General features: G+C 40.9%; 27 protein-coding genes and 2 pseudogenes. 2 read left to right on the top strand and 27 right to left on the bottom strand.

All coding sequences use genetic code 11. The annotated features are described in order from the left end of the window. Positions 1–89 precede the first annotated feature (89 nt). Positions 90–1,721, bottom strand: a complete 1,632-nt coding sequence (locus PH210_RS05140; protein WP_289983568.1) for an MDR family MFS transporter — start codon at positions 1,719–1,721, stop codon at positions 90–92. 468 nt (positions 1,722–2,189) lie between these two features. Between PH210_RS05140 and PH210_RS05135 the strand changes: the two genes are divergently transcribed. After that, positions 2,190–2,528: a putative quinol monooxygenase gene (locus tag PH210_RS05135; protein ID WP_289983566.1), complete on the top strand. Its 339-nt coding sequence runs from the start codon at positions 2,190–2,192 to the stop codon at positions 2,526–2,528. Between the two features lie 199 nt (positions 2,529–2,727). Here PH210_RS05135 and PH210_RS05130 read toward each other — a convergent pair whose 3' ends face one another. Further along, on the bottom strand, positions 2,728–3,567 hold the full coding sequence (locus tag PH210_RS05130) for a DUF2935 domain-containing protein (RefSeq protein WP_289983564.1): 840 nt from the start codon (positions 3,565–3,567) through the stop codon (positions 2,728–2,730). 185 nt (positions 3,568–3,752) lie between these two features. On the opposite strand from PH210_RS05130, the pseudogene PH210_RS05125 reads away from it, so the two are divergent. Then, positions 3,753–4,354: pseudogene (locus PH210_RS05125) on the top strand (NADPH-dependent FMN reductase). Positions 4,355–4,555: 201 nt separating this feature from the next. Here the strand turns inward: PH210_RS05125 and PH210_RS05120 are convergent. From PH210_RS05120 to cobJ, 25 genes and pseudogenes are all read right to left on the bottom strand, one after another. Then, a complete protein-coding gene (locus tag PH210_RS05120; RefSeq protein ID WP_289983562.1) occupies positions 4,556–4,912 on the bottom strand; it encodes a VOC family protein in 357 nt (118 codons plus the stop codon). A 101-nt stretch (positions 4,913–5,013) separates the two neighbouring features. Further along, complete coding sequence (locus tag PH210_RS05115; protein WP_289983560.1) at positions 5,014–5,511, bottom strand: GNAT family N-acetyltransferase; 498 nt, start codon at positions 5,509–5,511, stop codon at positions 5,014–5,016. A gap of 145 nt (positions 5,512–5,656) precedes the next feature. Next, entirely contained in the window at positions 5,657–6,262 is a 606-nt protein-coding gene (locus tag PH210_RS05110; protein WP_289983558.1) for a dihydrofolate reductase family protein, read from the bottom strand. Between the two features lie 219 nt (positions 6,263–6,481). After that, positions 6,482–7,282, bottom strand: coding sequence for a HoxN/HupN/NixA family nickel/cobalt transporter (locus PH210_RS05105; RefSeq protein WP_289983557.1), 801 nt, complete (start codon positions 7,280–7,282; stop codon positions 6,482–6,484). Positions 7,283–7,361: 79 nt separating this feature from the next. Further along, entirely contained in the window at positions 7,362–8,015 is a 654-nt protein-coding gene (gene bluB, locus PH210_RS05100) for a 5,6-dimethylbenzimidazole synthase (RefSeq protein WP_289983555.1), read from the bottom strand. 48 nt (positions 8,016–8,063) lie between these two features. Beyond that, entirely contained in the window at positions 8,064–8,927 is an 864-nt protein-coding gene (locus PH210_RS05095) for a GHMP family kinase ATP-binding protein (RefSeq protein ID WP_289983553.1), read from the bottom strand. 24 nt (positions 8,928–8,951) lie between these two features. Beyond that, positions 8,952–9,914 carry an adenosylcobinamide-phosphate synthase CbiB gene (gene cbiB, locus PH210_RS05090; RefSeq protein ID WP_289983551.1) on the bottom strand — a complete coding sequence of 321 codons (963 nt, stop codon included), beginning with the start codon at positions 9,912–9,914 and terminating at the stop codon, positions 8,952–8,954. 222 nt (positions 9,915–10,136) lie between these two features. After that, the gene (cobO, locus tag PH210_RS05085) at positions 10,137–10,694 is read right to left on the bottom strand and encodes a cob(I)yrinic acid a,c-diamide adenosyltransferase (RefSeq protein WP_289983550.1); all 558 of its coding nucleotides are present in this window, start codon (positions 10,692–10,694) and stop codon (positions 10,137–10,139) included. Positions 10,695–10,709: 15 nt separating this feature from the next. Next, positions 10,710–11,279: a nitroreductase family protein gene (locus PH210_RS05080; protein ID WP_289983548.1), complete on the bottom strand. Its 570-nt coding sequence runs from the start codon at positions 11,277–11,279 to the stop codon at positions 10,710–10,712. Between the two features lies 1 nt (position 11,280). Beyond that, positions 11,281–12,066 carry a uroporphyrinogen-III C-methyltransferase gene (gene cobA, locus PH210_RS05075; RefSeq protein ID WP_289983545.1) on the bottom strand — a complete coding sequence of 262 codons (786 nt, stop codon included), beginning with the start codon at positions 12,064–12,066 and terminating at the stop codon, positions 11,281–11,283. A gap of 20 nt (positions 12,067–12,086) precedes the next feature. Then, positions 12,087–13,127 carry a nicotinate-nucleotide--dimethylbenzimidazole phosphoribosyltransferase gene (cobT, locus tag PH210_RS05070; RefSeq protein WP_289983543.1) on the bottom strand — a complete coding sequence of 347 codons (1,041 nt, stop codon included), beginning with the start codon at positions 13,125–13,127 and terminating at the stop codon, positions 12,087–12,089. Then, a complete protein-coding gene (locus tag PH210_RS05065; protein ID WP_289983541.1) occupies positions 13,124–14,641 on the bottom strand; it encodes a cobyric acid synthase in 1,518 nt (505 codons plus the stop codon). The genes cobT and PH210_RS05065 overlap by 4 nt, the downstream gene beginning before the upstream one ends. 51 nt (positions 14,642–14,692) lie before the next feature. After that, on the bottom strand, positions 14,693–15,898 hold the full coding sequence (locus PH210_RS05060; RefSeq protein ID WP_289983537.1) for a CbiX/SirB N-terminal domain-containing protein: 1,206 nt from the start codon (positions 15,896–15,898) through the stop codon (positions 14,693–14,695). 102 nt (positions 15,899–16,000) lie between these two features. Then, positions 16,001–16,840: a class I SAM-dependent methyltransferase gene (locus PH210_RS05055; RefSeq protein ID WP_289983535.1), complete on the bottom strand. Its 840-nt coding sequence runs from the start codon at positions 16,838–16,840 to the stop codon at positions 16,001–16,003. 94 nt (positions 16,841–16,934) lie between these two features. Then, positions 16,935–17,018: pseudogene (locus tag PH210_RS05050) on the bottom strand (cob(I)yrinic acid a,c-diamide adenosyltransferase); the annotation flags it as partial. Between the two features lie 4 nt (positions 17,019–17,022). Further along, positions 17,023–17,652: a precorrin-2 dehydrogenase/sirohydrochlorin ferrochelatase family protein gene (locus PH210_RS05045; protein ID WP_289983533.1), complete on the bottom strand. Its 630-nt coding sequence runs from the start codon at positions 17,650–17,652 to the stop codon at positions 17,023–17,025. Further along, positions 17,649–19,007: a cobyrinic acid a,c-diamide synthase CobB gene (locus tag PH210_RS05040; RefSeq protein WP_289983531.1), complete on the bottom strand. Its 1,359-nt coding sequence runs from the start codon at positions 19,005–19,007 to the stop codon at positions 17,649–17,651. Before PH210_RS05040 ends, PH210_RS05045 begins: the two co-directional genes overlap by 4 nt. Beyond that, a complete protein-coding gene (locus PH210_RS05035) occupies positions 19,004–20,140 on the bottom strand; it encodes a cobalt-precorrin 5A hydrolase (RefSeq protein WP_289983529.1) in 1,137 nt (378 codons plus the stop codon). Before PH210_RS05035 ends, PH210_RS05040 begins: the two co-directional genes overlap by 4 nt. Beyond that, positions 20,137–20,916 (bottom strand): precorrin-4 C(11)-methyltransferase, encoded by a 780-nt coding sequence (gene cobM / locus PH210_RS05030; RefSeq protein WP_289983527.1) that lies wholly within the window; start codon positions 20,914–20,916, stop codon positions 20,137–20,139. The genes PH210_RS05035 and cobM overlap by 4 nt, the downstream gene beginning before the upstream one ends. Further along, positions 20,916–21,620, bottom strand: coding sequence for a precorrin-2 C(20)-methyltransferase (cobI, locus tag PH210_RS05025; RefSeq protein WP_289983525.1), 705 nt, complete (start codon positions 21,618–21,620; stop codon positions 20,916–20,918). Before cobI ends, cobM begins: the two co-directional genes overlap by 1 nt. Continuing rightward, positions 21,617–22,813, bottom strand: a complete 1,197-nt coding sequence (cbiE, locus tag PH210_RS05020) for a precorrin-6y C5,15-methyltransferase (decarboxylating) subunit CbiE (protein WP_289983785.1) — start codon at positions 22,811–22,813, stop codon at positions 21,617–21,619. Before cbiE ends, cobI begins: the two co-directional genes overlap by 4 nt. Continuing rightward, positions 22,788–23,924 (bottom strand): cobalt-precorrin-5B (C(1))-methyltransferase, encoded by a 1,137-nt coding sequence (locus PH210_RS05015; protein WP_289983523.1) that lies wholly within the window; start codon positions 23,922–23,924, stop codon positions 22,788–22,790. The genes cbiE and PH210_RS05015 overlap by 26 nt, the downstream gene beginning before the upstream one ends. After that, entirely contained in the window at positions 23,899–24,573 is a 675-nt protein-coding gene (locus PH210_RS05010; RefSeq protein ID WP_283865449.1) for a precorrin-8X methylmutase, read from the bottom strand. Before PH210_RS05010 ends, PH210_RS05015 begins: the two co-directional genes overlap by 26 nt. Further along, positions 24,554–25,330, bottom strand: a complete 777-nt coding sequence (cobK, locus tag PH210_RS05005) for a precorrin-6A reductase (protein ID WP_289983518.1) — start codon at positions 25,328–25,330, stop codon at positions 24,554–24,556. The genes PH210_RS05010 and cobK overlap by 20 nt, the downstream gene beginning before the upstream one ends. Before the next feature lie 9 nt (positions 25,331–25,339). Further along, positions 25,340–26,962: a precorrin-3B C(17)-methyltransferase gene (gene cobJ / locus PH210_RS05000; RefSeq protein WP_289983516.1), complete on the bottom strand. Its 1,623-nt coding sequence runs from the start codon at positions 26,960–26,962 to the stop codon at positions 25,340–25,342. Between the last annotated feature and the right edge of the window lie 7 nt (positions 26,963–26,969).

The raw sequence follows: 26,969 nt of genomic DNA, 5'->3' as shown, positions 1-26,969 counted from the left end.
ATATAATTTCACAATCCTTATTAAAACGGCTGATTTTGCCGTTTCTTTGCACTATTCGCGTACTATTACTTATACCAGTGATATCTTCTTCAGTCACTTTTCCTATCGAGGCTTTGATTGGTATCTGAAGTGACTTCAGACTGGTAGTATTCTTTCCCCTTTAGTTTAACTTCTGGCAAAAAGAAAGTTCCTATAAAGCTAAGAATGGCAAAAACTAATCCAACCATGAAGAGATGTTGAACACCATAAGTTAAAGAAGACTTCACAGCATTCATCAGTTGAATATACATCTGATGGCCCGCGTTTCCAAACTTATTAAACTGGGCTGCAATTGCTTGCTGTGCTTCAGATGTCAAAAGTGCTTGTGGATTCACACCCGCTAACTTACTTTTAAATTGCTGTAAAGATTCAGGTAATGTCTCGTTAAACTTTTGAGTGAATGCTTTGTTTAATATAGAGCCGAAAATTGGGGAAGCAATGACACCGCCAAGTGAATTCACAAATTGCTGCGTAGAATTTACGGTACCCATCATCTTATAAGGAAATGCATTTTGGACGACCATATTCATTAGCGGCATCAACGAGCCAATTCCAAGTCCAATAACAACCATGTTAAAAGCTACAGATGTCCAACTTGTATGAATATCCATCTGATTCATTAATATAGAGCCTGCCACGATCACTGCACCGCTTATTATTGCCAGGAACTTATAACGACCGGTTTTAGACATGACTTGACCAGATACTATGCAGCCTACAATAAAACCAAGCATCATTGGGGACATCACCCACCCACTGCTTTGTGCATTTAGACCAATTACTCCTTGAACATATACAGGTAAGAATATAAGGGTTCCAAACATCGTCATCCCAATCAGAATTCCTAAGATCAGTGAAGTGCTAAAGATACGATTTTTGAACAATGATGGTGCTAGTAGTGGATCTTTCGCCTTTCGCTCCCACAACACAAATAGGATAAGAACGATTAAACCTCCAATAAAGAGCGTTAGTTCTGTAGGTGAACCCCAGTCGTATTTTGTTCCTGCCCATGTAAAGCCAAGTAAAATCGGAATTAATCCAACAACTAAAATGGCAGATCCAATCCAGTCAATCTTCACCTGGTGTTCCGCACGTACTTTAGGTAAGGTAATAGACACCCCGATGATGGCAAGTATGGCAAAAGGCAAATTAATGTAAAATACCCATCTCCATGAGAGCGTGTCCGTAATCCATCCGCCGAGTGCTGGACCAATGATACTGGATAAGCCAAACACAGCCATCATCACGCCCATCCATTTTCCCCGTTCTTGAGGTGTAAATATGTCACCTATTGTTGCACGAGGCATACTCATCATAGCACCGGCGCCAATCCCCTGAAAAGCACGCGCCATAATTAGTTCTATCATCGTATGTGCCTGCCCCGATACCGCAGATCCGATTCCAAACATAATAAGGCCAAATAAATAAAACGGTTTCCGCCCAAATACATCCGACAGCTTACCGTAAATAGGAATAGTGACAGAAGACGCCATCATATATGCCGTAAATACCCAAGCATAGAGATGTAATCCATGTAAATCACCAATTATGGTCGGCATTGCAGTGGAAACGACAGTCTGATCCATTGATGAAAAAAACATCGTTAAAAGAACCGTTGCTAAAGCCCACCACTTTTTTTTACCCTTAATTTGATTAGTCGTTTGTACTTCTTGATGAGCCATACATTATTCCCCCGAATTATGACAATTAAATAATGTCTCGTAATTCCATTACCTGAACAATAGTCGATAATTGTTCTAAAGACTGGTTAAACATATCCAATTGACTAGGCTCTGGTTGTTTAAAGCAGTGTTTCAAGATTTTCAATACATTCATAGACTTATCAAACCACTCTACTAATAAGTCGAGGTTAAGATTTAAAAAACCCCCTTTATTTTCATTAATTAATAATTAATATATATAATGATTATAAGATCTAATGTTTACATTATTTAAATAATTTTAATAAAGCAAACTTACATTTTATCACCATCAAAAATAATGAATCTAGCATGTCTTGGTCCCAGAATCATTTTAATTTAATGTGTTTATTTCATTAGAAAAAAAAATCATGATATATTTAATTTGGTAAAATACGTAAAATCGCTTCTATGTTGAATTAATGTATGTTTAAATATGGAGGGAAAAACATGGGGAAATATCGATTAAATAGCAGTTTAATTGTGAAGAAAGATCAACGCGAAAAATTAGTAAATATGCTTCTTAAGGCATCGAAATCCATCGAGAAACTTGGAGAGTGCGATATTTATAATATTATGGTTTCCAAGGAAGATCCTAATTTAGTATTTATTTATGAAGAATGGTTCAATGAAAGCGCTTATATTACCTCTCGTTCTTTAGACCTTATTAAAAACCTTAATGAAAACACAAAGCCGATGATATCTGGTTTTGTCAAAACGCAACGTCAAGGATTAGATGATGAGTTTAAAGATTTTTCTCCTTTCAAATGCTTAAACATCATTGAATAAGAAAATATGGCAACTTTCATATGAAATTGCCACATTTTAATTAAGGAAGGACCAAATGTGCCCAGTTATAACACTGATCCTGGCAACCTTTTTCATCAAAAAAAGTTGCACAAAGGCAACCCCATCAAAAAAATAATCAACCCAACTATCATGCTTAATTTGACCATCATGCATTCTATAACTTTTTTCGTTATTTAGGTTATAGGGTACCTCCTGTAAGATGAGCATCAAACATATCAATGATTTCTAGGAACCTATCAGCTTCCCGGAAAACATGATCTGCTAATAGAGGATGAATAATGCTCTTTATTTTACATTGCTCGATTAAATCACGGGCTGTTTTCTTGAAGTCCCTAAGAGATGCAACCGAAACCCTATTTTGATCAAGGAATTGATCTAAAAGAGGAACAGTTTGTGATTGTGGCTTCATAGATTCTAAATCCCTTGCTTGATACAGCAATTGATCAAAATCATTGCTGAAATTCTGTGCTACGTCAACTAGTTTCCTTTCTGAGGGATCAAGGAGATGACCAATAAATTTGGCATGGTCTGCCATAATCCTTAAGAAAAAGACATTTTCTTTAATAATGGCATCTGGCAGCGCTTTTAATTTTCCTTCATTTAATTCAATTAATCGTTTTCTAAAATAATTTGCTTCCCTACTTGTATGGTCAACTAATAACGGAAAATTATTGGCCCCAGGTAATTTGCATGTAAGAATTAGTTCTAATACCTTCCGTTTAAATACGAAAATATTAGTTGCAGCTTGTTGAACCTCTGAATTAAATCTTCTAATTTGTTCTGGGTCTGTTTGATTATTAAAGGAATGGGCAGTTTGTTCGATGTGTTCAAATAATCGATAAAATTGATTAGCCTCTTGAATGAGCTGAGTATCCTCTGCTCTAAATCCTAATCGAAGAAATAAAGAATGCTCTTTCATAATCCTAGCCCAAAATCGTATTTCATTTAAGGAGCGCTCAACAAACATTCCAGATGTAACACCGGTATCGGCATGCAAAGATGTATCTTCTCCGTTCATTCTATATCCTCCCTGAAAAACTTCTTTTGTTCTATTCATATTTACATGGTCATTTGAATATGCCTCAAATCAAAAGTACCGTTATATTTGAAAATTAAGAAATACATAAGTAATTAAAATAAGTCGTTTAAAAGGAGGAAATGGGGAAACGATATCAATAGAATGTTCAAAGCTAAGGGCTGCGTATGGGGTTACTAAGCAAATCATTTGGGCGCTGCACAATAAGGAGGAAGAAGTAATGACAAATGAAAAACTAAAAATAGGAATTATATTGGGGAGCACACGTCAAGGTCGTGTTAGTCCACAAGTTGGAGATTGGGTAAAGGGGATTGCAGATAAACGTGGAGATGCAGAATATGAAATTATAGATATTGCAGAATTTAATTTACCATTTGTTTTTACAACTGCGGGCAATGAACCAGGATTGAAAGCATGGTCGGAAAAGCTAGCTATTTTAGACGGTTTTGTATTTATTGTAGCGGAATATAACCACAGTATTACAGGGGCCTTGAAAAACGCATTAGATTCTGCTCGTGATGAATGGAATAACAAAGCAGCTGGTATTGTAAGTTATGGATCCACTGGGGGAGCTCGTGCTGCTGAACATCTCCGTGGAATTTGTGGAGAGTTACTAATTGCAGATGTTAGGGTACATCCAACATTATCTTTATTTACCGATTTTGAAAACGGAACAACCTTTAAACCACAAGAACTACACTTAAATAATGTAAATGCGATGCTTGACCAAGTGATTGCATGGAGTGGTGCTTTAAAAACGTTGAGATAACAAAATTTTATAGAATGTAAAATACGAAAATAAACACCGATTTTGTTGAAAAAGTCGGTGTTTCTGATTTATTTAGTTTTTTCCCAATAGGTCTTTCTTTTTTATACCTGCCCGAAGCAACCCGAATCTTGAACTCATGTTAGAAAAAGGACCTACCTCTAAGCAGTTTAAAACTACCTGTTACTCGAATAAGATATTCATTCACGATGATTTCTCCCAAAGTTCAATCCATCTTCCTTCTGGATCAGCAATCCAAATAAATGTTCCATACTCACTTTTCTCAGGTTGTTTTAAAAGCGGTACTCCAATTTTATTGAAATGTTCCATCCAAGCCTCGATATTTTCTATTTGAAAATTTAGCATCACAGATTGTTCTTTTGGAAAATAATCACTATCTTCTTTAAATAAAGAAAAGATGGTTTCGTTGTCAACATCTGGCTTGATGATCGTACCATTCCACTCTCCCATCGATAAACCAAGAGTCTCTTTATACCAATTATTTAATGAAACAACGTCTTTTGTTCTCCAAAAAACCCCACCGAAACCTTTAATTTTCATGTTCTTAACCTCCAATTATATCGTTATTCGCTTCTTCCCTTTAGCTACCCATGCACCCCTATCAGGATCAGGTTTGCCCATTGTGACTTTACAGAAATTAATTAAGGAATTTCGAAATACTGGTAAATCACCTTTATCCCATCCTCAATTTTTTCTTTTTCGATTACATCTATTCCTTTTGATTCATAGATATTTTTCCAGAATTTTATTGCTTTTATGTTCGTTTCTATCTGACCAACTGCATATCTTCCCGGATACTTTTCAAATAACCTATCACAAGCCAGCCTTCCATACCCTTTTCTTCTGTATTTATTTATAATAAAGAAGGAATTAATAATATATTCGGCATGCTCTGGATTTGTAAAAGGTCCACTTTGCAACAAAATAAATCCTATTGGTTTCTTATCAAACAAAAGAAAAAACGGTGTAAGTCCCTCTTTTTCAAAAAACCAATCTAAAACATCAAATTCAAACAAACCGTTTTCAGGATTCAAATCAATGGAAGGATTAAATTCTGATAAATCGTGTAAAAATAATGTTAATAAGTTTTTTAATACTTCTTTTCTATCAGAATCAACCCTTTCAATAAGTAATTTCAATCATCTCTCCACCTTTAGGGTAAAAATCTTAGAAACATTCACACGTTTAAATTCTACTTGAATTACAATAAATCCTTTTTCATTAACCCGACTGCTAGTACAACAAGAAAAAAAGGATTGCTACAACAATCCCTTCTTAGGCATTCTACTCCATGTTGCCGAAAGTCGGTTTTCCCGAAGCCTCGTAGCGCAATAGAACTGAGCCGCTCGGGAACGTTCTGGATTCAAGCAATTGCAGGGCCGTCGGTATCGTTCCGGAATCGAAGAACCGTTTTCCCTTTCCCAGCAAAACCGGAAACTGCCAGATGTTCATGCGGTCAATCAGCTGGTGACGCAGCAATGTCTGGATCAAGTCGCTGCTACCGGCGACGTGCACCTCTGCATACCTCTCCTTCAGCAACGGCACACTTGTAGTCACATCCGCATCGAGCAGCTTTGAGTTGTTCCAATCGACGCTCGTTAATGTGCGGGATGCAACATATTTCGGTTTCTCGTTCAACAGCTTGGTGAACGGGCTGCTGGCCGGAGCCTGCTGCCAGTACGGCGCGAAGATTTCGTATGTTTTGCGACCGAGCAACAGCGCGTCGAGCCTCGCATAATCAGCCGCGATTAATTGTCCGGCCTCCGCATCGACATACGGTGCCTGCCACCCGCCATAGCCGAAATCTCCCTCTCGATCTTCATCGAGCCTTCCCGGAGCTTGAATAACACCATCCAACGTCATGAACATATTCACAACCAGTTTTCCCATGTTCCTTTTCATCCTTTCAAAATAATATCGCTCTCATTCATATCGAAGAACGACGTGAACGGAATTCGACACAATTTAAATATAATTTAGGAATATTAAAAATCTTATTTAGTATTACATTTTCAACAGACGAAGTATAAATTCCTTGTTCAATTAAACTCCCATGTTAGTAGAAGAAAAAAGAGCTCTTACACAATAAAATTGTCAGAGCTCTTTTGATTAATTCGTAGTATTTATTTCATGATTTTGACTCTTAGAGCGAACGCTTACAAAGATAAAAGAAGCGACTAAGAAAATGAAAAGAATGATTCCCACGATTTCGAAATCTAGTTCTGCCCAAGGGTTAAAGAAAGTAAATGCTAGATAAAATGAAACTCCGTATGCTAAGAAGACAATCACCCAACCCATAAGTCTAGACGCAGCTTGACCGATTTTGCTGGACTGATTCACCATTTTATAAACAATCATGGAATCAATTGTATCTGTAATCATCATGCCAAACATAAAAATTAATCCTAAAAATAAAGGTGTGTATTTACCTGAGTTACTTGCTGCCATAGACCAGACAGCTGTTTGACTTACCGTCTCGGCAGCTAAGGCAAACAAAGCCCCTACCAAAATGATAAGAAAGGGATTTGTTGTTCCTTTCGCAATTTTTGGAATAAACTTTCCCTTTAATCCACTAAGTTGAAATTCTTCATTATTCTTTTTAGTGCGTAACAGATTGTAAGTATTTAATGTGCCAATTAGGAATAAAGAAATAATCGATACCCATGAAGCAAAATTATCAAAATATGCTGGGAATGAAAAATTCTTTATCACCATTCCCAAAATCCCAGCCATCACTGCTACGATTCCTCCATGACCAAATGAAAATAACGTACCAACCCAACGTGCAAATGGACTTCCCATTCTCCAGTTATAACGGGTTTGTCCATCAATAAAGGCAAGATGATCCGCATCCAAACCATGCCGAAGCCCCAAAACAAAAACAAGTAAAAACAGTGATACAGTTTCCATATAAAAATTCCTCCCCTTTATAAACAGTTGCAACAAAAAAAATCAATCTCTTGGGATGATGATTACAGACACCCTAGATTCAATCGATTTTTTCCTGATTTCCCCATTCCTCAAAAAATATTAGATTACGAAGAGTTCTTCTTTTCTCCCAATTCGCTTGCTCTAGAATGGGGGCGGATGGATATTCATTGGTGTATCCAATCGAAATTAAGGCGACTGGATCAATATGAGGCGGAATCTGCAGGATATCCCTGACATCATTTTTCTTATAAAAACTTACCCAGCCCATTGCTAATCCCTCTGCATATGTCGTAAGCCACATGTTTTGGATTGCACAGGCTACCGATAGAATATCCGTTTCGGGGATCGAGTTTCTTCCTAATACATGGGAGCCCCCACGTGTGGAATCACAGGTGACACAAATGGTTAACGGTGCCTGTTTGATGCCAGCAACTTTCAGTTCTAAAAATTTTGTTTTTCGTTCATCCTCATAGTGGATAGCCAATGCTTTTCGTTCCTTTTCTGCCGCCCAGGCCAACCGTTCTTTTATTTCGTCTGAAGAAACGATTATAAAATTCCATGGCTGCATAAACCCTACGGATGGCGCATGATGGGCCGCTTGAAGAACACGTTGAATCACCTCAGGTCTTACCGGATCCGGGAGAAAAGTGCGGACATCTCTCCTTTTATAAATACAATCGTAAATCACTTCTCGTTCCTCTTGACTAAACATGTTAACCCCCTTTTGAAAACAAACTTTATGCATCTTTCAAATCATTATCTATTCCTTGCTTTCATAATGATATAAATTTATAGGAACGCCCTTGTAAGCGAGTGACATTTCCCTAATTATGTGTGAAACCACCAATTCATTGTTGGGAAGATTTCCATCTAGTATAATACCCGCGACCGTTCCACTGTGGGCGACAACAATTCCGCCCTGATAGCGATAGGCCAACTGATCTAATAGAGGAAAAACAGGCTTTGGCAATATTTTTTGATTCACCCGTGCACTGAGGGTTGCTGCCTCCGCAATATTAGTTATATTTTTTTCCTTAAATCCTTTTGTAACCAGATCAAAAGCTTTAATCAATTGCTCTTGATCGTTTTGGCTGTACTCTTTCGGAACTTCATTAAATTCAATTGTATTGATCATACCCCCAAGGTCGATCCCAACGAGGATGAATGGGGGTAAGGCCCCAAAGCTGGCAATCAGCTGACCGTGAATATAGTCATAGACCACGACTTCCTCATACATGACCCCATCGGTAGGTTCCACTTTTGCGGCAATCATCGAGATCATTTCATTTGTGAGCGGAATACTATAGCTGTCAGCTATTGCTCTTAATGAAGCAACAATATCCGCCGAACTGCTAGCCATCCCCTTGCCGGCAGGGATATTGGAATGTATTTCGAGGTATCCGCCCCCTCTTATCCCACAAAGTTGGAGTAACAATTCCCCCGCTTTCCTCGCTTTCATTTTGGAATTTACGACCCTTATTTGGGATATGGCTGTGTCTGGAACAAATCTAGCCTCACTTCGTAAACTCGGGATAGGCAAAGTGATTAAAAACGGGCGCTCTTCCATGATTCCTTGGACCAGTTCTCCAAATGTGCCATTGCAGCTTCCTTTTCCTAGTTTCATTGTTCAGGCTCCTATCCCCCTACTTCATGCCCAGCTCATTATTACCGAAAGGACCATAAATAACACGACACAGATAATGGAGGTTATTTTCATAACCGTTACTGTAAGTAAAATATCATCTGCTTGGATCTTCCGTAATGGTTCACCCATCTTTGCCCTTTCAGAGACTTTACCGAAATAATAATTCGTTCCTCCAAGTTGTACCTGAAGCGCTCCTGCGATTGTCGCCTCTGGGTAACCGCTATTTGGACTCGGATGAAGTCTGGCATCCCGTTTCATCATTTTCCAAGCGCCTTGTACATCGAGACGTTTAATCGAACAAGCAAGCAGCATCATTCCAACCGTTAACCGGGCAGGCAAATAGTTTACTAGATCATCTAGTCGGGCCGAGGCCCAGCCTAAGTTTTGATATTTCTCATTCTTATATCCAACCATCGAATCTAACGTATTAACCGCTCGGTACACCATTGCAAGCGGGGCACCCCCGATAAGGGCAAAGCATAACGGTGATATAATCGCATCGACAATGTTTTCGGCTACGGTTTCCACAGACCCCCGCGAAATTTCACTTTCCTCAAGGTTTTCCGTATCTCTTCCGACAATCATTCCCAGACTTTTTCGTGCAGCTCTTAAATCCTGATTTTTCAAGTGTCGGAATACTTCCAACCCTGCATCAGCCAATCCTTTTGTCGCGATGGTCGTTGAAATTAACCATATTTCCGCAATGACAGCAAGAACGTGATTCAGCTGATTGAGGCAGTAAAGCAGCACAGTAACGAATAAATAGCTGCCGCCAGCAATCAGAATAGGAAATAAGAGTCCTGCCAGTTTCAAATACCTTTCCTTTATGGTGAAAGAACGAATCGCTTTTTCCAAAAGACTAATAGACTTCCCGATGATGACCACCGGATGTGGCAGCTTACGGGGGTCACCGATGATTCGATCAATAAGATAAGCAATAACAATATAAATGGCATGAACTAACATCGAATTCTCAGCCCTCCTGATTCCTTACTGCTTTCCATGTGGCCTCATAAACAAGGCAGAAATCGTATTCCCAATAGTGGTGGCGGATCAATTAAGGCTTGGATTAAGGATTGATTTTCTTCTTCGGTTCGAATCGCAATCCGAAAATCCTGATCTGTTAGCTCCGGGTTCCGTGCCCGTCAGTAATTCGCCGCCATGTACAATTTTTTCAAAATAAACCATTTAAAACTCAATTCCCTTCACGGCAGGAATTCCTTCGTTATAATAATGCTTAACGGGCCTCATTTCGGTTACTAAATCCGCACAAGCGATGATTTCCTCTTGAGCTGATCGTCCGGTAATCACCAAGTGCATCCCCTTTGGGCGCTGCTGAATCAACTCTAGTACTTCTGTTAACGGAAGTACATCGTCTATCGGGAATTTATCAATTGCGAGGGCATTATTTAGTTCATCTAAAATGACAACATCATAGCCGCCAAACTTTACCTTTTCTTTTGTAAAAGCCCACGCTGTTTTTAGGGCTTCCCGATGTTCCTCCGGTGTTTTCGTCCACGTAAAGCCGACTCCTGTCTGCACGATTTCAATCCCTAATTTTTCGAACGTAATTTTTTCCCCATACGTTCGATCAGGCGATTTGATAAATTGAATCATCAGCACCCGTTTCCCTCGACCGGCGGCTCGGACAGCAAGTCCAAGGGCTGCAGTCGTTTTCCCTTTTCCATCACCGGTATAAACTAATGTAAGGCCGCTCTTTGCTTTGTTTTCTGTTACCTCTTCCATCCGTTTCACTCCTCGTTACAGCCAGACTGTTTTTTCTTCATAGGATGTCCGGGCTGGTACCTTCGCCTTTTTTATTACTTCTGGATCGGGATAACCGATAAACAAATTTCCAATTATTTTCTTGTTTTCTGGTGAGCCAATAAACTCATACATTCGTTGGTCGCGAACAAGTCCGACACCCCTTGTCCGCCAGACCAGACCTAATCCTAATTCTTTAGCGGCAAGCCACATCGAATGGATCGCACAGCATACGGCATATTCATTATCGGCAGAGGCCTCTTCATCGCCCGGAACAATGTCAGCGGTAACGACAATATGAACCGGTGTGGTTTTTAGTACTTTTAAGGAGCTTTCGATTAAATTTGGTTTGGTTGGAAAGCGTTCCTGTAGATATTCATAGGCCAACGCTTCATAACGTTTTTTTGCTTCACCTTTAATCACATAAAAGCCCCATGGTTCCCTCATCCGATCATTCGGTGCCCAAGTCGCTGCTTCTAATAAAGTGTGAATCTTTTCGTCTTCGACCTCTCGAGCCGCATAATCACGGATCGCTCTTCGATTTTTGATTTCCGCTATAATCGACATCTTATTTCCCCCCTATTCCTACTTCTTGCTTTTCTTCTGCTTCTTGAAACCAGCGTAATTTCTCGCGCAGGCCGACCACATCGCCCACCAGAACAATCGCCGGATGAGTAATCCCTGCTTCAAGGGCCCGGACTTCGATATCCTTTAAACTTCCGGTCACCGTCTTTTGCTTGGTCGTCGTTCCCCATTGGATGATGGCGGCTTTCGTATTAGGGCTTTTTCCGTTTTCGACTAATTTCGAGACAATATAGGGTAAATTCCCAATTCCCATATAAAAGGCAATCGTATCGATTCCTTGAGCGAGGGCTGGCCAATTTAATTGATCCTCATCCTTTTCCGCTCGGCTGTGGCCAGTGACGAACGCGAAGGAGGAAGCATAATCACGGTGGGTAACGGGAATTCCAGCATAAGCAGGTGCTGCAATACCAGCTGTAATCCCCGGCACTATTTCATAGCGGATCCCATGGTCCGCAAGAATTTCTGCTTCTTCACCGACACGGCCGAAAATACAGGGATCGCCTCCTTTTAATCTGGTGACCGTCTTGCCCTGACTGGCTTTTTCAACTAACAGCTGGTGAATTTGATCTTGAATGATCTGATGTCTTCCTGGCTGTTTTCCGCAAAATATCAGCTCTGCCTCCGGCTTTGCATATTTCAGCAGTTCCTCATTTACTAAACGGTCATATAAAATCACATCCGCCTGCTGGATACACTCCATCCCATAAACGGTAATCAGCTTAGGGTCTCCCGGCCCCGCACCAACAAGGTACACTTTTCCATTTGTCATCTTCTCGCTCCTTTCCTACATTACCCATTTGAAATTCCTGCCGATGCAAAGGTGGCCATTTCTTTCAGCATTAAGGTCGCTGATTGTAAGATCGGAAAGGCCACTGCTGCCCCGCTTCCTTCGCCTAGCCGCAAATCTAAATCAAGTAGTGGCTTCTTGCCTAATAACTGCAGCGCAATTTCATGTCCAGGCTCGACAGAACGATGGCCGACAATCATATACTCCGCTGCTGTCTCACAGATTTCCCTTGCCAAAAGTGCTGCAATCGTGCAAATAAACCCATCTATCAATATCGGAATCCGGTTTCGAGCGGCGGAAAGCATTGCACCTGTCATCCCGGCAATTTCCAAACCGCCAATTTTAGCTAAAATATCGATGGGATCCTTCTGGTCAGGGTTTCTTTCCTTTAATGCCCGTGTGATGACCTCTTGTTTATGACGAACTTTTTCTTGTGCAATCCCTGTTCCTCGGCCGACTAGAGTACCGATGTCCTGTCCGCTTAAAATTGCTGCGATTGCACTGCTTGGCGTCGTATTGCCGATCCCCATTTCACCAACAATTAGGCATTTGATTCCCTGTTGAATCATCTGTTCCGCTCGTTCATAGCCAACGGCGATGGCTTTTTCGGTCTCTTCTCTTGTCATTGCATCCTGGTGGCAAAAATTGTTGGTTCCATAGCGAATTTTCCGATTCACAAACCCGTCTGCTTCAATATCTGCTGCCACACCGATATCGACGACTTCAAACATGGCTCCGATTTGCCGGCTAAAGACATTGATGGCCGCACCGCTGTTTAAAAAGTTCATGACCATTTGCACGGTTACTTCCTGCGGGAAAGCGGACACCCCTTCTTCGACCACGCCATGATCAGCGGCAAACACGACCACTCCAGGCGGTGACACGACAGGAAAGTTTTCAGATGTCATTTCCGCCAGTTGAATGGCTAATTCCTCTAATCTCCCCAAGCTGCCCGGAGGCTTGGTTAAGGTATCGATATACGCACGAACTCGCTGTCCTATTTCTTTATCAAGAGGCTGGATTGCTATTTTTACGCTATTCATTGGGTGATCCCCCTTTTTTGGTAATCCTTTATTAAGTCTTCAATGACATCCAGTTTAACGTGTCCCCTTACATGTTCTGCCAGCCGGTCAAACGCTTCTTCCCGCAATTGGTTAAAAGATGGGCGCTTGTGGATGGGCTCCAACCCCTTTTTACGGCGGAGCTGATTAAGCAATTCCTCACGAAATTCATCATTATGGAATATCCCATGAAAATAAGAACCAATGATGGTTTCGTCTAAAGAATGAAAGCCATCCCATTTTTCATTTGTAAAAATAAGCCCTTGCGACTCTTCTGTCGCCACGGTTTCCCCCATATGAATCTCGTAACCTGTCACATGAAAGGTTTTTCCGAAAAGATGCAACATCCCATTTGATAGGGTCGTTGTCTTTTCTTTCGTAATGGTCGTTTTAATTGGCAGTAACTGAAGGCCTTCGATTGCTTGATGGAGCGACTCGATCGCTAACGGATCCTCAATTTTATCACCGAGCATTTGATAGCCGCCGCAGATCCCGAAAAGAACGGAGTGTTTATTTTTCTGAAATTCTGCTATTTTTTGAGCGATGCGGCTCTTTCTTAAAAATAGCAAATCTTCAATTGTATTCTTACTGCCGGGGAGAATGACTAAATCTGGTTGGTGTAATTGATCCGCTCTGGTAATAAAACGGACATGACAATCCGGCTCAGCAAAAAACGGGTCAACATCGGTGAAATTTGAGATTTTCGGATACTGGATCACCGCGATATCCAATTCTTTTTCGGTATTTTGAGTGGCTGTATATTGATTTAAAACAACGGAATCCTCTGCATCAATATTTAGATTCTTCAAGTAAGGGATCACCCCGAGAACGGGTTTACCTGTATACTCCTCAAACCACTTTAATCCGGATTCAAGCAGGCGGATATCACCGCGGAATTTATTGATGATTACGCCAATCACTCGGTCTCGGTCCTCTGGTTCCATCAGCTGAAGGGTGCCTACTAAACTAGCAAACACTCCGCCTTTTTCGATATCCCCAATTAAGATCACTGGGGCATCCGCCATTTTGGCGACCCGCATATTAACCATTTCCCGGTCATTCAGATTAATCTCGGCCGGACTGCCAGCCCCTTCAATGACAATTCGTTCATAATTTTGGGATAGGGTGGATAGTGATTGTTGAATCAGTTCCAATCCCGTTTGAAAGAATTCCCTGCGGTACCTTCCTGCTTCCATATTCTTATATGGTTTACCATGGACGACAATTTGGGATTGGTTATCCCGGTTCGGCTTTAGTAGAATCGGGTTCATATCGGTGGTTGCCTGAATCCCTGCGGCTTCGGCCTGAACTCCCTGTGCTCTGCCGATTTCTTTTCCATCTACTGTAATATAGGAATTTAACGCCATATTTTGGGATTTAAACGGAACCGTTTTATATCCGTCCTGAGCGAAAATCCGGCAAAAGGCGGTCACGACTACACTTTTGCCGACATCCGAATTGGTACCTTGAAACATAAGTGGAAGAGCTTTAGCCATTTTCTTTGAACTCCTTACATTTCTTGATTTAATTTTCGACCAGTCTATTCTCTAATTATGGTGATGGTGATGATGATGTTCATACCCATGTTCTTCCGCATATTTACGGAAATTTTCTAAATCTTGCATTCCAGTGGATGTACCGTTTATGGCCTGATTCATACGTTCTAACAGTACTGTTCTTAACTTTGGATGATAGCCAAAATACTGAGCTATATCAATTGTTACATGCGGATAAGTCTCTTTAAACTGGTCGGCCATTTTATTCATTCTTTCCATTAAAATTCCCGTAAATAAAAAATACGGGAGCATGATAATTTTTTTTGCGCCTAATTTTATACAGCGTTCCATCCCATCCTGCACAGTTGGCGTCGTTACCCCCATAAAGGCACTTTCAACGATAGGTACATTTAATTTCTCCCACAATAATCTGCTGATTTTATAAAAATCACCATTAGCATATGGATCGCTGCCGCCACGTCCAATTAATAAAATAGCCGTTTCCTCATGTTTTTGATCTACATCAAAACCTGCTTCTGCAAGTCTTGTTTTTAAAATTTCAAAAACTTCCTCATGAACACCTATCGTTTGGCCATAAGTAAATCGAACATCTGGGAAATGCTCTTTAGCATGTTCAATCTCTGCAGGAATGTGCAGTTTTGAGTGTCCTGCATGTAATAAAATGATGGGAATTACATGGATTTCATCTGCACCTTTTTCAACACACAACTGGATCCCATCCTCAATATTTGGTGATGCAAATTCTAAAAAACATGTTTCTACTAAAAGGGCTGGATCAATGTATTCTTTCATTTGCCCGACAAATTCACGAACTTCTATATTCCCTGTCTCTCGCCTGCTGCCATGTCCAACAAATAATACAGCTTTTTTCATCGGTCCATTACCTTTCTTGTATTTTTCAATTCCTTTTATGCGATCTTCACTGCGTTTCCGCACACCGTGCTCCATTGAATAAATGATCGCATCTTCTTTAACTTCATCATGAACAATATCACGTGCAGTTTCTTCATGTTGAACCGAATACCATGTCCCTTTTGGGTAATCAATTACGACGCATTTATCTTTACACCGGCCGTTACATCTTGTACGCGATGTATGAATATGCTCATCTAATCGGTTTTTTCGGATTTCGTCTCGAATTTGCTGCGTGACCTCCTCAGCTCCTGCTCCCATACAAGTTGCCCCATTGCAAATGAGTAAATGACGCTGCATTTGCGTTAAATTCCATGTTGTCATAAAGCGACCTCCCCTCTCCCATCATCTTGTAACCACTATGTCTATTTGTATTATCAACAGTGCCCCCGATTAAAGCCCTTTTTAGTAATGTCAAAACGAAACTTAGTCATGTAACTTCACAGGCTCCCAACTAATGATCGCAGCATAGAATGGGTAACGGTATACATACTTGCCATCCTCCATTGCTATAAAGCGTGCGAGTGATGCTTTCACATGTGCCATATCAAACCGAGGTGATAAGATTTTTTTGCTCTGTGCTTCATATAATTGCTGCAATGTATCATAACGATACTCACGCTCCAGCTTAAGCATTTCACAATTTGCATAAATCCCTAACTGATACAGCATATTGACGATGGTAATATAATCACGGCGAGGATGTTTAATGTCATAGCCAAACTGCTCATCTAAAATAACGTAATGCGGTTGAATAGGTCCTGTTGTTAAACCAATGATGGCGCGCTTTTTGGCAAGACTGTTCATTTTTTTCAACGCCGCATTCATTTCATACATACGATAAAAGCAGTTCACCCCAATAACAAAATCATGCTGCTCAATTTGCGCTTCTTCCCATTTACTATGAACGAACTGAACATTTGTATCGTTTTCAAAGTATTGTTTTAAATAAGCAAGCACACTTTCAGAACCATCCACTAAAGTTAAACTTTTGACATCTTGATGGAGTTGGAAGGAATAGTTGCCCCATCCCGGCCCAATTTCAATACAAGTTGAATTTTGAGGGATATGTAGTTTCATTTTTTCGTAAATTTTTTTTGCATAGTTATCTGTTTGCTTGTATGTTTTTTTCTTCAAGGACTGAGCCCAATATGCTTCTTCCAGCACATCATCGATCATTCTTTCTGGCATCTTGCCATGCCAGTCTAACATGCCTTCTTTCCACAGCTTTTCAAAATCAAATTGTAAAGGGGAACATTTTATCATTTAATTTTCTCCTCAATCTCGACAACATAAATGGACAATCCTTCTCTGGTGAATTGGGTGCCAGTTTGTGATTTAAACATGGCGTCCTGGGTGCTTAAAACTCAAGCCCCTTCATCGCTTTGACATCCTGATCAGCATAATAATGTTTTGTGGCATCAATCGTTGACACTAAATCAGCATCCTCACCGATTTTCTCCTATACGCTGCTGTAGCCACGCTTCACATTTTTGGTTTTCACCTTGCTCCATCCATTGTAATAAATGTGGATCCAGGAGCTCTGCTAATAGCTGTTTTTTCGCATCGCCCGTAAACTCTTGTAAAACTCGCTGGCGTGCTTCTTTTAAAAATGAAACATAATGCGCGTAATGTACTCCAAATTGCTCTTCTAAATCCGTCTTTACTTGGCGTGTCAGACCTGGACTTGCTCCAGACGTCGAAACCGTCAATACGAAATCACCACGGCGAACGACTGCTGGATTGATGAAATCAACACGTCCTTTTGCATCCGCACGGCTGAGTAATTGCCAATGCTGTGCTGCTTCTTCCACTGCATTATTTACCTCTTCGACATTTGTAACGGCGAAAATAAGTGCTGCATCATCTAAATCTGCAGGTACAAATTCTTTTTCTTTCCATGTCACAAACCCTTCATTGATGTAGTGCTGTAATTTTTCGGTTACAGCCGGGCTTATCACTGTCACTAGTGCCTTTGTTGGCAGCAGTGCTTCTACTTTTTGACGAGCTACATGTCCGCCCCCAACAATAACAACCTTTTTATAGTCAATATTCATTAATAGTGGGAAATAATTCATTGTTTATCCTCCAAACATGCTGCCAGCCAATTTTTCACAAGTTGTGGATTCGAAGCAAAATGAAAGTGTGTATAACCAGCTACAATATTTTTATGTAGGTAACCTTCCTGCTGAGCGCGAAAACGGCCTTTACTAAAATAAGCTGGTGTTGCATGCTCCCCCTCATACGTTGAGTAATGGAACTCATGCCCTTTTGCCTGCTCCTCTTCATTAATTAGAAAGTTGCCTGGAACACCTGTAATTTCCCGGTATCCAAGTGCCGCTAATTTATCTTGCATCCGCACACGTCCTGGAATGATCCCGAGCATTGGGAATGCCTGTCCTTGACGATTCACAATTTCCTCTGTTAAATACATAAAACCGCCGCATTCCGCTAATGTTGGCACCCCCCGCTCAAGCGTGATTCTAATTGATTGCTTCGTTTCCTCATTTTTCGCCAATACTTCAGCAAACTCTTCCGGGAAACCTCCGCCGATATAAAGCCCCTGTACATTTTCTGGAACTTCCTCATTTTGTAAAGGAGAGAAGTAATGCAATGTGGCACCATATGTACGCAGTAATTCTAGATTTTCTTCATAATAAAAGTTAAAGGCGGCATCTTTGGCAACTGCAATATGTACTTCTTGTCTTTGCGGCTGTGCATCAAAGATAGATTTAGAAATGTCTAATGATTGTGTTTTTGTAATTTCCAGCAGTTGTTCAATATCCACAGTTTCATGGATTGCTTCTGCGAGACTATCAAAATATGAATCTAAATCACCACGTTCTATGGCTGGCACTAAACCAAGGTGACGGCTTGGCATCATTGGTACTGCTCCTTTTAGCAAATAACCAATGACGGGAATTCCACATTCTTGTTCAATCGCTGCTTTGACAATTTCAAAATGGCTTTTACTTCCTAATTGATTTGCAATAACACCAACAATATTGGAGCCTTTATCTAACATTTGAAATCCTTTGACAATCGCAGCTGCACTTCTCGCCATACTAGCTGCATTGACAATTAAAATGACGGGACTTTGTGTAATCTCACTAATATGAGCAGCAGATCCTTCATTTGATAATGGGGATTTGCCATCATAAAAGCCCATCACTCCTTCAATAATAGCTGCATCTGCATCTTGGCTAGCTCTTGCGACAATTGCACGGACTGTATCATGGGACATCATGAAACTATCAATATTACGAGAAGGACGTTTTGTGACTGCTGTATGATAAGTTGGGTCAATATAGTCTGGACCGCATTTAAAACCCTGGACTGTTAATCCACGCTTCATAAGGGCACGCATGATGCCGATTGTAAATGTTGTTTTCCCAACACCGCTTCCTGTGCCGGCTAGAACAAATCGATTCATCGTACTTCCTCCTCAAAATTGACACGTGCAATGGATAAAGTCACATTTCCGCTTTTCTTTTTCTCCAGCAGTAACTCTTTCGCATTCGCATAGCGCAATGCAGCAGGTTCACTGACCCCATATGCACCGGTATATTTAAAGACTGTTTCCGATGGGTTTTGCATAGGTATTTCATTTAGCTGGTCAGGTGTGTAAGTTACAAACGACCAATTGTGTTTAGCCGTTAATTCAAGCAGTCCTATTTCGTTTTTCTTTAAGTCGATGGTCGCAACTGCTTTGACACTTTTTTTACTTAAACACAGCTCAGCTAATGTTTCATCTATGACTTGTTCAATTTCTGCCAATGCCGTACCACGATTACAGCCAATACCAAGTACAATTGATTTTGGACGATACATAACTCCGTTCTCAAGCAGTACCTCTTCATGTGACTCAATTAACCGATCAGTAATAAGCAGTGCCGCCTGCGGCTTTGCCATGATCGCCTCATCTATTGTTGGATATATTTTCAAATTGTCAGGCATTGGGCGTTCGTACATCCACCAATTTTTTTCACCCGTTTCCTGCACGATGGCAACATGCTCTTCATTGACAACCGATGCACTAACAGGTGTTAATTTTTCTTCACTTTCCCACATCCACCCAAATTGGGCGCCAAATAAATCCACGGGAATCGTTTTTTGAACATCAGACGCAGTGGTAACAACGGGTGAAGCACCAATCGCATTGGCAAACTCATGGGTTAAGGCATTGGCACCTCCAATATGACCTGATAAAACGCTGACGACATACTGGCCTTTATCATCCACAACTAACACTGCAGGATCTTTCTTTTTATCAATCAAAAGCGGAGCAATCATGCGAACAACAGCACCGAGGGAAATGATGCAAATGATTCCTTTATACTGCTGGAACAAAGCGGGCAATAATAGGCGAACCGTACCATCAAATAACTGAATTTGGCGCGCCTCTTCGTCCCCCTGTTCGAATTTCTTCATATAATAAAGATCCGCATATGGGAATTTTTCCGTGTAGCTTCTTGCATGTGCCACCCCATGTTTCGTTATGGCAACAAGGGCATATGGTTTGCGCTTTTCGATTACAGGAATTTCCCCTTCACGTAAACTAATCATTCGCCCTTCACACCTTTGCGGAAGCCGTGAGTAAAGGTTTTGTCATAAAGCTTCGAACGATAATTTTTTTCATGGATATGCGGGTCTAATGCCCAGCCTGCTAGAATCATCGCATGCTTGCGAATGCCATTGACACGCATTGCTTCATCTAATTCAGCTAGTGTTGTGCGAACGATTTTTTGGTCAGGCCACGAAGCACGCTGTACAACCGCAACTGGAGTATCGTCTGCCCAGCCTGCTGCCTGCAATTCTTTGGTAATTTTCTTGGTTAATGTTGCACTTAAAAACATGGCAATCGTACAGTGATGGCTTGCAAGTGCCTGTAATTTTTCACGCTCTGGCACAGGTGTACGCCCTTCAGCCCGGGTTAATATTAGCGTTTGAGTTAAATCTGGAATCGTCAACTCGGCACCAACGGCTGCTGCTGATGCAAAAACAGAACTTACACCTGGAACAACTTCATAGCTAATATCATGCGTCTTCAGCAGTGCTACTTGCTCCATGGTTGCCCCGTACATCGCCGGGTCGCCTGTATGTAAACGTACAACCTTTTTGCCTGCATTGACACGTTCGACAATACAATCCACCATTTCCTGAAGATGCATCCCTGCTGTGCGGATAATTTCTGCCGACTCCTTCGCTTCCGCTACCAATGTTTCGCTTACAAGTGAATCAGTATACATCACAACATCCGCTTCTTTTAATAACTTTAAACCTTTCACCGTGATTAAATCCGGATCGCCCGGACCTGCTCCGATAATCCAAATTTTTTTCATTATTTGCGCACCACCATACATGACAAGTAATTTAATTCTGCACCCCGTAGTTCATTCATTTTCCAAATTACCTCTTCATCAGATGTAACTTTTGTAACAACATGTGCTTTTTCTAATAAATTCATTTCCTCCAATAGATCGAGCATTCCGTCTATAACTTTTGCTACTTTGATAAAGACGATCGCATCGTGGTTTTCAATCACTTGACGCATTTCTTCCATATCCTCCGTAGCAGGAATCATGGCGACATGATCATCACCGTCAGCCAATGCAATCCCTAAGCGATTAACAGAACCATTAAACGATGAAATTCCGGCAACCGTTTCAATCGGAACAACAGGGTACATCGATTTCATTAAGTTCATTAAATGTATAAATGTGCTAAACAGCATCGGATCCCCTTCAGTCACAAAAGCTACATCTTTTCCTTGAACTAAATAGCTATAAATAGCTTCCACAGATTTTGTCCACTCAGTTCGCAGTGTATCTTCATCTTTTGTCATGGGAAATACTAAACCAAGCATTTCTTTTTCTGCAGGGTTAATATACACTTCAACAATACGATGGGCATAAGATTTACTGCCCTTTAATTTTTTGGGGTAAGCAATGACCGGGCTTTCCTGCAATCTGCGAAATGCTTTTACTGTGATTAATTCTGGATCTCCCGGCCCAACACCTAATCCAAATAAGGTTCCAATTCTCATGATTCATTTCCTTTCTTTGCTGTCACTATATAGATTGGATTTAACGGTTCCAAACGTGTTAAATTTAAGATTGGCTTACTTTTAGAAATTTGTACCTGTAATATCGATACTTCACAGCCTAATGCTTTTAAATGCCGAAGCGCTTCTGCCAGATTTTCAATCGTTACAATATTCATAACAAGTCGTCCATTTGGCTTTAAGCGTGAAATACATGTTTGCAATAAATGCTCCATATTTCCACCGTTGCCGCCAATAAAAATCGCATGCGGATCTGGAAATTCATCCAGACGGTCTGGTGCCTTCCCCAGCACTGCAACAAAATCTGTACGATGTTTTAATTGATTTTCCAAGCAGTTTTCAAGGTCACCCTCATTTTTTTCAATGGCATACACGGAACCTTCCCGAGCCATTTTCGCTGCCTCTATTGCAACTGAACCTGTGCAGGTTCCAATATCCCAAACAATGCTATTTTCCTTAATCCCTAACTCTTGCAGACAAAGCGTCCGAATTTCTCTTTTAGTAATCAATCCTTTATCTGGCTTTCGCTGAATAAAGGCATCATCCGGAATTCCAAGAGAAGAACGTTCCACTACCTCACGCTGTTTTAAAATCACAACATTCAATGGAAAAAAGGAGGTTTGCTCCATTTCGTCCAATGTGAAGCAGCGGCAGCGCTCGTTTTTACCTTGTAGATTTTCAGCAACAAAGGCTTCATATTCTGTCATACCGAATCGTTTTAAATACGTTGCAATCGCCTGTGGAGAATTCGTTTCATCTGTTAAAATAGCAATCTTTTTACGCCCATCAATTTTTTGTGCAAACCCTTTAATAGAACGGCCGTGCAAGCTGACAATATACGCATCCTGCCAGCTTTCCTGCATTTTAGAAAAAGCGAGCTGTACCGAGCTGGTATAAGGATAAATCTCTAATGGGAGCTTTTTCGCAAGCACACTGCCAAGTCCATAAAACAGTGGATCACCGGATACTAAAATAACGACATTTCTTGTTTCTTGCTGTAATTCAGCTGTTAACGCTGACAGACCGCCTTTGATTACTTTTTTCTCTTGTTTAAATTCCGGGAAAAATTGCAAATGACGCTCCCCGCCTACAAGCACATCACATTCATTGATCCACTCAGCATATTGGGGGAGCAAACCTTCCGCGCCATTATCCCCTATACCAATCATCTTCATCCAATTTGTCAATATTCTCAGCCTTTCCTAAACAGTGTCCATTCATGGCATACAAGGTTGTCGATACTTTCATGTCAGTATCCATATGATTCAGTGCATAGTAGCAGCAGTTTTTGCATAGTGCTGCAAAGAATGCCTCGTTTCCCTGAAGCATGTCTCCAACCTGTGAAGCCGTATTCGCCTGTAAAATTTCTTGCTGCGTCTCCACATCAACACCTACTTTATTGGCAATACCTGCTAAAAACTCAAAGCTAATCGGTGCACTTTTTGAGTGGACCATCATAACGCCTTGGGCAACTTTAGAGAACTTCCCCATCATCCCTACTAACGAGACTCTCGGAATCTTCTTCCGGGCAATATTTTTTAACGTAAAACCAACAAAATCGCCCATTTCGATAAATGCTTCTTCTGGTAAATGAGGATATTGCTTCATCGCATATTTTTCACTGCGTCCACCCGTTGTAATGACTAAATGCTCACATCCTGATTCTTTTGCTACATTAATCGCTTGTACGATACTTGCCATATAAGCAGAACTTGAAAATGGAACCACTGTTCCCCGTGTACCTAATATCGAAATTCCGCCGATAATGCCTAAACGCCCATTCAGTGTTTTTTCAGCAATTTCTTCACCATCTGGTACAGAAATGATTACTTCAATTCCGCAATCCAAGTTAAACTTTTCAATTGCTTCTTGTACAACGCCATATATCATTTTTCGTGGTACGGGGTTTATTGCTGCTTGACCAACTGGTACAGGCAGTCCCGCTTTTGTCACTCGCCCTACACCAACCCCGCCGTCTAAATGAATGCCTTTTTCTTTTGAATAACGGACGGTACTCTGAATTCGTGCTTGATGTGTAGCATCAGGATCGTCACCGGCATCTTTGATTGTTTCACACATTACCCTTCTATCTGACACTTCAAATGCGGTGACTTTAAATGTTGCATATTGTCCAACCGGTAAATAAATCGTGACTTCATCTGGTACCTTTCCAACGACAAGCGCTTGCAAGGCTGCCTTTGTCATCGCTGTTGCACAAGCTCCTGTCGTATAGCCGTGGCGCATTTGTGAAGGGTCTTTTTTATTTCGTTTCTTTTGCTCGTTCATCCGCCATAATCGAAATGGCATTAAGTGCAGCGACTGTCACTGTACTGCCACCCTTTCTCCCTGCATTCGTAATAAATGGAATTCCTTCCAGCACGGCTAACTCCGCCTTCGACTCTGCTGCTGATACGAAGCCAACTGGCATTCCAATAATTAAATCAGGTTTTGCCTCACCTTCCTTAATTAATCGAATTAACTCCAGCAGCGCGGTTGGCGCATTGCCAATGGCATAAATTCCTCCTTCTTGTAAACGTGTTGCTTTTTGCATGGAAATAATAGCGCGGGTTGTTCCTTGAGCCTTTGCTTCCTTTGAGACATCTTCATCTGCAATATAACAATGCAAGTCCCCGCCGTGTTTTTGGAATCGCTTGCGGCCAGAACCGCTTTCAATCATTTGTACATCCGCCACTACATGACGGCCCGCTAAAATGGATTGAATCCCTGCCTCAATAGCATCAGGCGTAAAAATCATGCTGCGGCCTAATTCAAAATCTGCTGAAGCGTGAATCACCCGCCGAACAACTAACCATTGTTCATCAGTAAAAGAATGTTCACCCATTTCTTCTTTGATAATGGCGAAACTGTGATCATAAATCTTGTCTGGATCGACCGTTACAGGAATAAATGTTGTATTAAAGTTCATATTTGCCATGAATAAAACCTCCCAATATTTTAGTTACTTCGTCAAAAGATGTACAAAAATTTTCATATTCAATCGCTGGCCGCTTTATTAAAATTACAGGAATCCCTAATTGCAGAGCAGCTGTCATTTTTTCATCTACAGATCCCACTTTGCCGCTTTCTTTGGTAATCATTAAAGTCACATTATATTGCTCACATAGTGCTTTATTTAATGATTCTGAAAATGGTCCTTGGATCGCAATAATGTCCTTTTGTTTTATGCCTAAACTATGACATTTCTCCATGTTCCCTATATTCGGAAGCATTCGGCAAATAAGCCGAATTTCATCACGCATTAAATATTTCGTAAATATTTCCAAGGTTTTGCTTCCTGTTGTCAGCATGATCGTCCCTTTATGAGATTGAGCTAATTTAGCTGCTTCTTCATAACTTTCAACTTCTGTAATTAGTGGAGAAATAAACTGTTCTTCCGGCCTTTCATAACGAATATAGGGGATATCGCATGCTTGTGCTGCAGCCATTGCGGTTTTCGAAGCTTCTTCCGCATATGGATGGCTGGCATCGATGACACAGGTCATCTTTAGCTTCTGGATAAGCGCCATCATGTCATCAACTGATAACCGCCCTACTTGATAAGGAATATGGTGGGCATTTAAACTTTCGGCTGCAGATTCTGTGACTACTGTTGCTAATAAGGGATAACCTTGATTTTGCAATTGAATGGCTAATGCTCTGGCATCACTTGTGCCTGCTAAAAATAGAATCATGTATTCCTCCTAATCTCCACATGGTGCCGGCTCGACTTTAATTTTGGAGCTCATATCCTGGTAGTTAAAATCCTGAATTCGTTTTACCCGTTTAAAATATTTAAAAAGGCGCTCATTGGGATGGGCATTTAGTTTGTACTCTTCTATCATTTTTGTTAATAACGGCAGCAGCTCATCTGGTTCAATTCCTTCTGCTACTGGCTGTGCAGCATGGGCCGTACGGCCAACCGGCTTTGCACCAATAAATAAATCAAATTTTTTCTTGCGGTAAACGATCCCGATATCATCGAAGACTGCCCGATAACAGGCCATACCGCAGCCGTTGAAACCAATATGTAATTCTTTTGGAAGCTTTAAGCCACCTAATTTTGTTGCTATTTCTTCCGCATATGGAATCGATTCTGCTTTTTCACCGTAGCAAAAATCACAAGCTTTTAAATTTAATACATCGCCCACAGGCATGACAATTAAATCATTTTGTTCAAGTTTTTCAACAATCGCTTCAGGCTGATTTGTTGGAATCTTTAATAAAAAACGATGGTCTGGTGTATATTCCATGGTGCCTGTCTCGCCAATGGTTTCTGCCAATACGCGCATTTGCTTTGGCGTAATAAATTTATTGGCTACACCAGGTGAAACAGCTAATTCGAATATATCTTCGACTGTCTGCTGTACTAACAATGGATTTACTATTTCAGTTTTAGTCACCATAAATAAAGCCTTTAAAGCCATATCTAATGAACTAACTTCAGGTTTTTTTTTTACAATTTGCTCATAACCAGCTTTTGCTTTCCCTGTTTCTTGATTTAATGCCCATGGCTCGGCTTCCTTTTTCAAACGCTGATGCGGTTTTAAGCTTTGCTTCTCTTCACCTAACGTATATTTACGCTGATACCCTCTAGGGGTAATGATTTTATTGTCATAAAAGAAAGTAGAAGAGTTCCCTATAATAACCGTTGTCAACATTCCGATATCATGTTCAAGCATTTCAGCCAGTGTTGTCAGCACTACATTTTGATTTTCACGATAAGCACTTTTCACAAGCCCCACTGGTGTTTCAGGAGAACGATATTTTAATAGAATATTTTGTGCCTCTACAATTTGGCGTGTCCGCCGACCGCTTTTCGGATTATATAAAGCTATAACGAAATCCGCCATCGCAGCTGCTTCAATGCGCTTTTCTATTACAGTCCAAGGCGTCAAATGATCACTTAAGCTGATCGTGCAGGAATCATGCATGACTGGCGCCCCCAATAAACTCGCACAAGAATTAATGGCTGAAATACCTGGAACAATTTCAACCGCAATTCCATCTTTTTCAGTCCAGCCCTTTTCAATCAGCACTTCATAGACTAATCCAGCCATGCCATATACGCCTGAATCTCCGCTGGAAATCACTGAGACAATCTGTCCTGCTTCCGCTTTCTTTACTGCATCCTGTGCACGTGTCACTTCTTCTGTCATACCCGTACTGATAATAGATTTTGCTGATACGAAATGCTCAATTAGCTCCACGTATGTTTTATAGCCAATAATACAATCACTTTGCTGCAAGGCAGCTACAGCTCGATTAGTAATATGCTCACGATCACCAGGACCGAAGCCAACAACAAAAATTTTTCCCTTTTTCATAGGCTTA

It is taken from the genome of Paenibacillus sp. BSR1-1 (assembly GCF_030403775.1).
In the GTDB taxonomy this organism is placed as follows: Bacteria; Bacillota; Bacilli; order Bacillales; family Cytobacillaceae; genus Neobacillus.
The sequence above is the reverse complement of the archived record's forward strand: the minus strand, read 5'-3'. Positions and strand labels throughout refer to the sequence as shown.

Coding starts and splice junctions, on each gene's coding strand:
- PH210_RS05040 (WP_289983531.1), bottom strand. CDS start 19,007: ATGAATCGATTTGTTCTAGCCGGCACAGGAAGCGGTGTTGGGAAAACA.
- PH210_RS05080 (WP_289983548.1), bottom strand. CDS start 11,279: ATGTCGATTATAGCGGAAATCAAAAATCGAAGAGCGATCCGTGATTAT.
- PH210_RS05045 (WP_289983533.1), bottom strand. CDS start 17,652: ATGAATTATTTCCCACTATTAATGAATATTGACTATAAAAAGGTTGTT.
- PH210_RS05035 (WP_289983529.1), bottom strand. CDS start 20,140: ATGATTAGTTTACGTGAAGGGGAAATTCCTGTAATCGAAAAGCGCAAA.
- PH210_RS05065 (WP_289983541.1), bottom strand. CDS start 14,641: ATGGCTAAAGCTCTTCCACTTATGTTTCAAGGTACCAATTCGGATGTC.
- PH210_RS05015 (WP_289983523.1), bottom strand. CDS start 23,924: ATGAACGAGCAAAAGAAACGAAATAAAAAAGACCCTTCACAAATGCGC.
- cobK (WP_289983518.1), bottom strand. CDS start 25,330: ATGATTCTATTTTTAGCAGGCACAAGTGATGCCAGAGCATTAGCCATT.
- PH210_RS05105 (WP_289983557.1), bottom strand. CDS start 7,282: ATGGAAACTGTATCACTGTTTTTACTTGTTTTTGTTTTGGGGCTTCGG.
- PH210_RS05135 (WP_289983566.1), top strand. CDS start 2,190: ATGGGGAAATATCGATTAAATAGCAGTTTAATTGTGAAGAAAGATCAA.
- PH210_RS05010 (WP_283865449.1), bottom strand. CDS start 24,573: ATGGCAAATATGAACTTTAATACAACATTTATTCCTGTAACGGTCGAT.
- cbiE (WP_289983785.1), bottom strand. CDS start 22,813: ATGAAGATGATTGGTATAGGGGATAATGGCGCGGAAGGTTTGCTCCCC.
- cobM (WP_289983527.1), bottom strand. CDS start 20,916: ATGAAAAAAATTTGGATTATCGGAGCAGGTCCGGGCGATCCGGATTTA.
- cobT (WP_289983543.1), bottom strand. CDS start 13,127: ATGAATAGCGTAAAAATAGCAATCCAGCCTCTTGATAAAGAAATAGGA.
- cobJ (WP_289983516.1), bottom strand. CDS start 26,962: ATGAAAAAGGGAAAAATTTTTGTTGTTGGCTTCGGTCCTGGTGATCGT.
- PH210_RS05140 (WP_289983568.1), bottom strand. CDS start 1,721: ATGGCTCATCAAGAAGTACAAACGACTAATCAAATTAAGGGTAAAAAA.
- cobO (WP_289983550.1), bottom strand. CDS start 10,694: ATGGAAGAGGTAACAGAAAACAAAGCAAAGAGCGGCCTTACATTAGTT.
- PH210_RS05120 (WP_289983562.1), bottom strand. CDS start 4,912: ATGAAAATTAAAGGTTTCGGTGGGGTTTTTTGGAGAACAAAAGACGTT.
- cobI (WP_289983525.1), bottom strand. CDS start 21,620: ATGAGAATTGGAACCTTATTTGGATTAGGTGTTGGGCCGGGAGATCCA.
- PH210_RS05130 (WP_289983564.1), bottom strand. CDS start 3,567: ATGAACGGAGAAGATACATCTTTGCATGCCGATACCGGTGTTACATCT.
- PH210_RS05055 (WP_289983535.1), bottom strand. CDS start 16,840: ATGATAAAATGTTCCCCTTTACAATTTGATTTTGAAAAGCTGTGGAAA.
- cobA (WP_289983545.1), bottom strand. CDS start 12,066: ATGACAAATGGAAAAGTGTACCTTGTTGGTGCGGGGCCGGGAGACCCT.
- PH210_RS05110 (WP_289983558.1), bottom strand. CDS start 6,262: ATGGGAAAACTGGTTGTGAATATGTTCATGACGTTGGATGGTGTTATT.
- cbiB (WP_289983551.1), bottom strand. CDS start 9,914: ATGTTAGTTCATGCCATTTATATTGTTATTGCTTATCTTATTGATCGA.
- PH210_RS05060 (WP_289983537.1), bottom strand. CDS start 15,898: ATGACAACATGGAATTTAACGCAAATGCAGCGTCATTTACTCATTTGC.
- bluB (WP_289983555.1), bottom strand. CDS start 8,015: ATGTTTAGTCAAGAGGAACGAGAAGTGATTTACGATTGTATTTATAAA.
- PH210_RS05095 (WP_289983553.1), bottom strand. CDS start 8,927: ATGAAACTAGGAAAAGGAAGCTGCAATGGCACATTTGGAGAACTGGTC.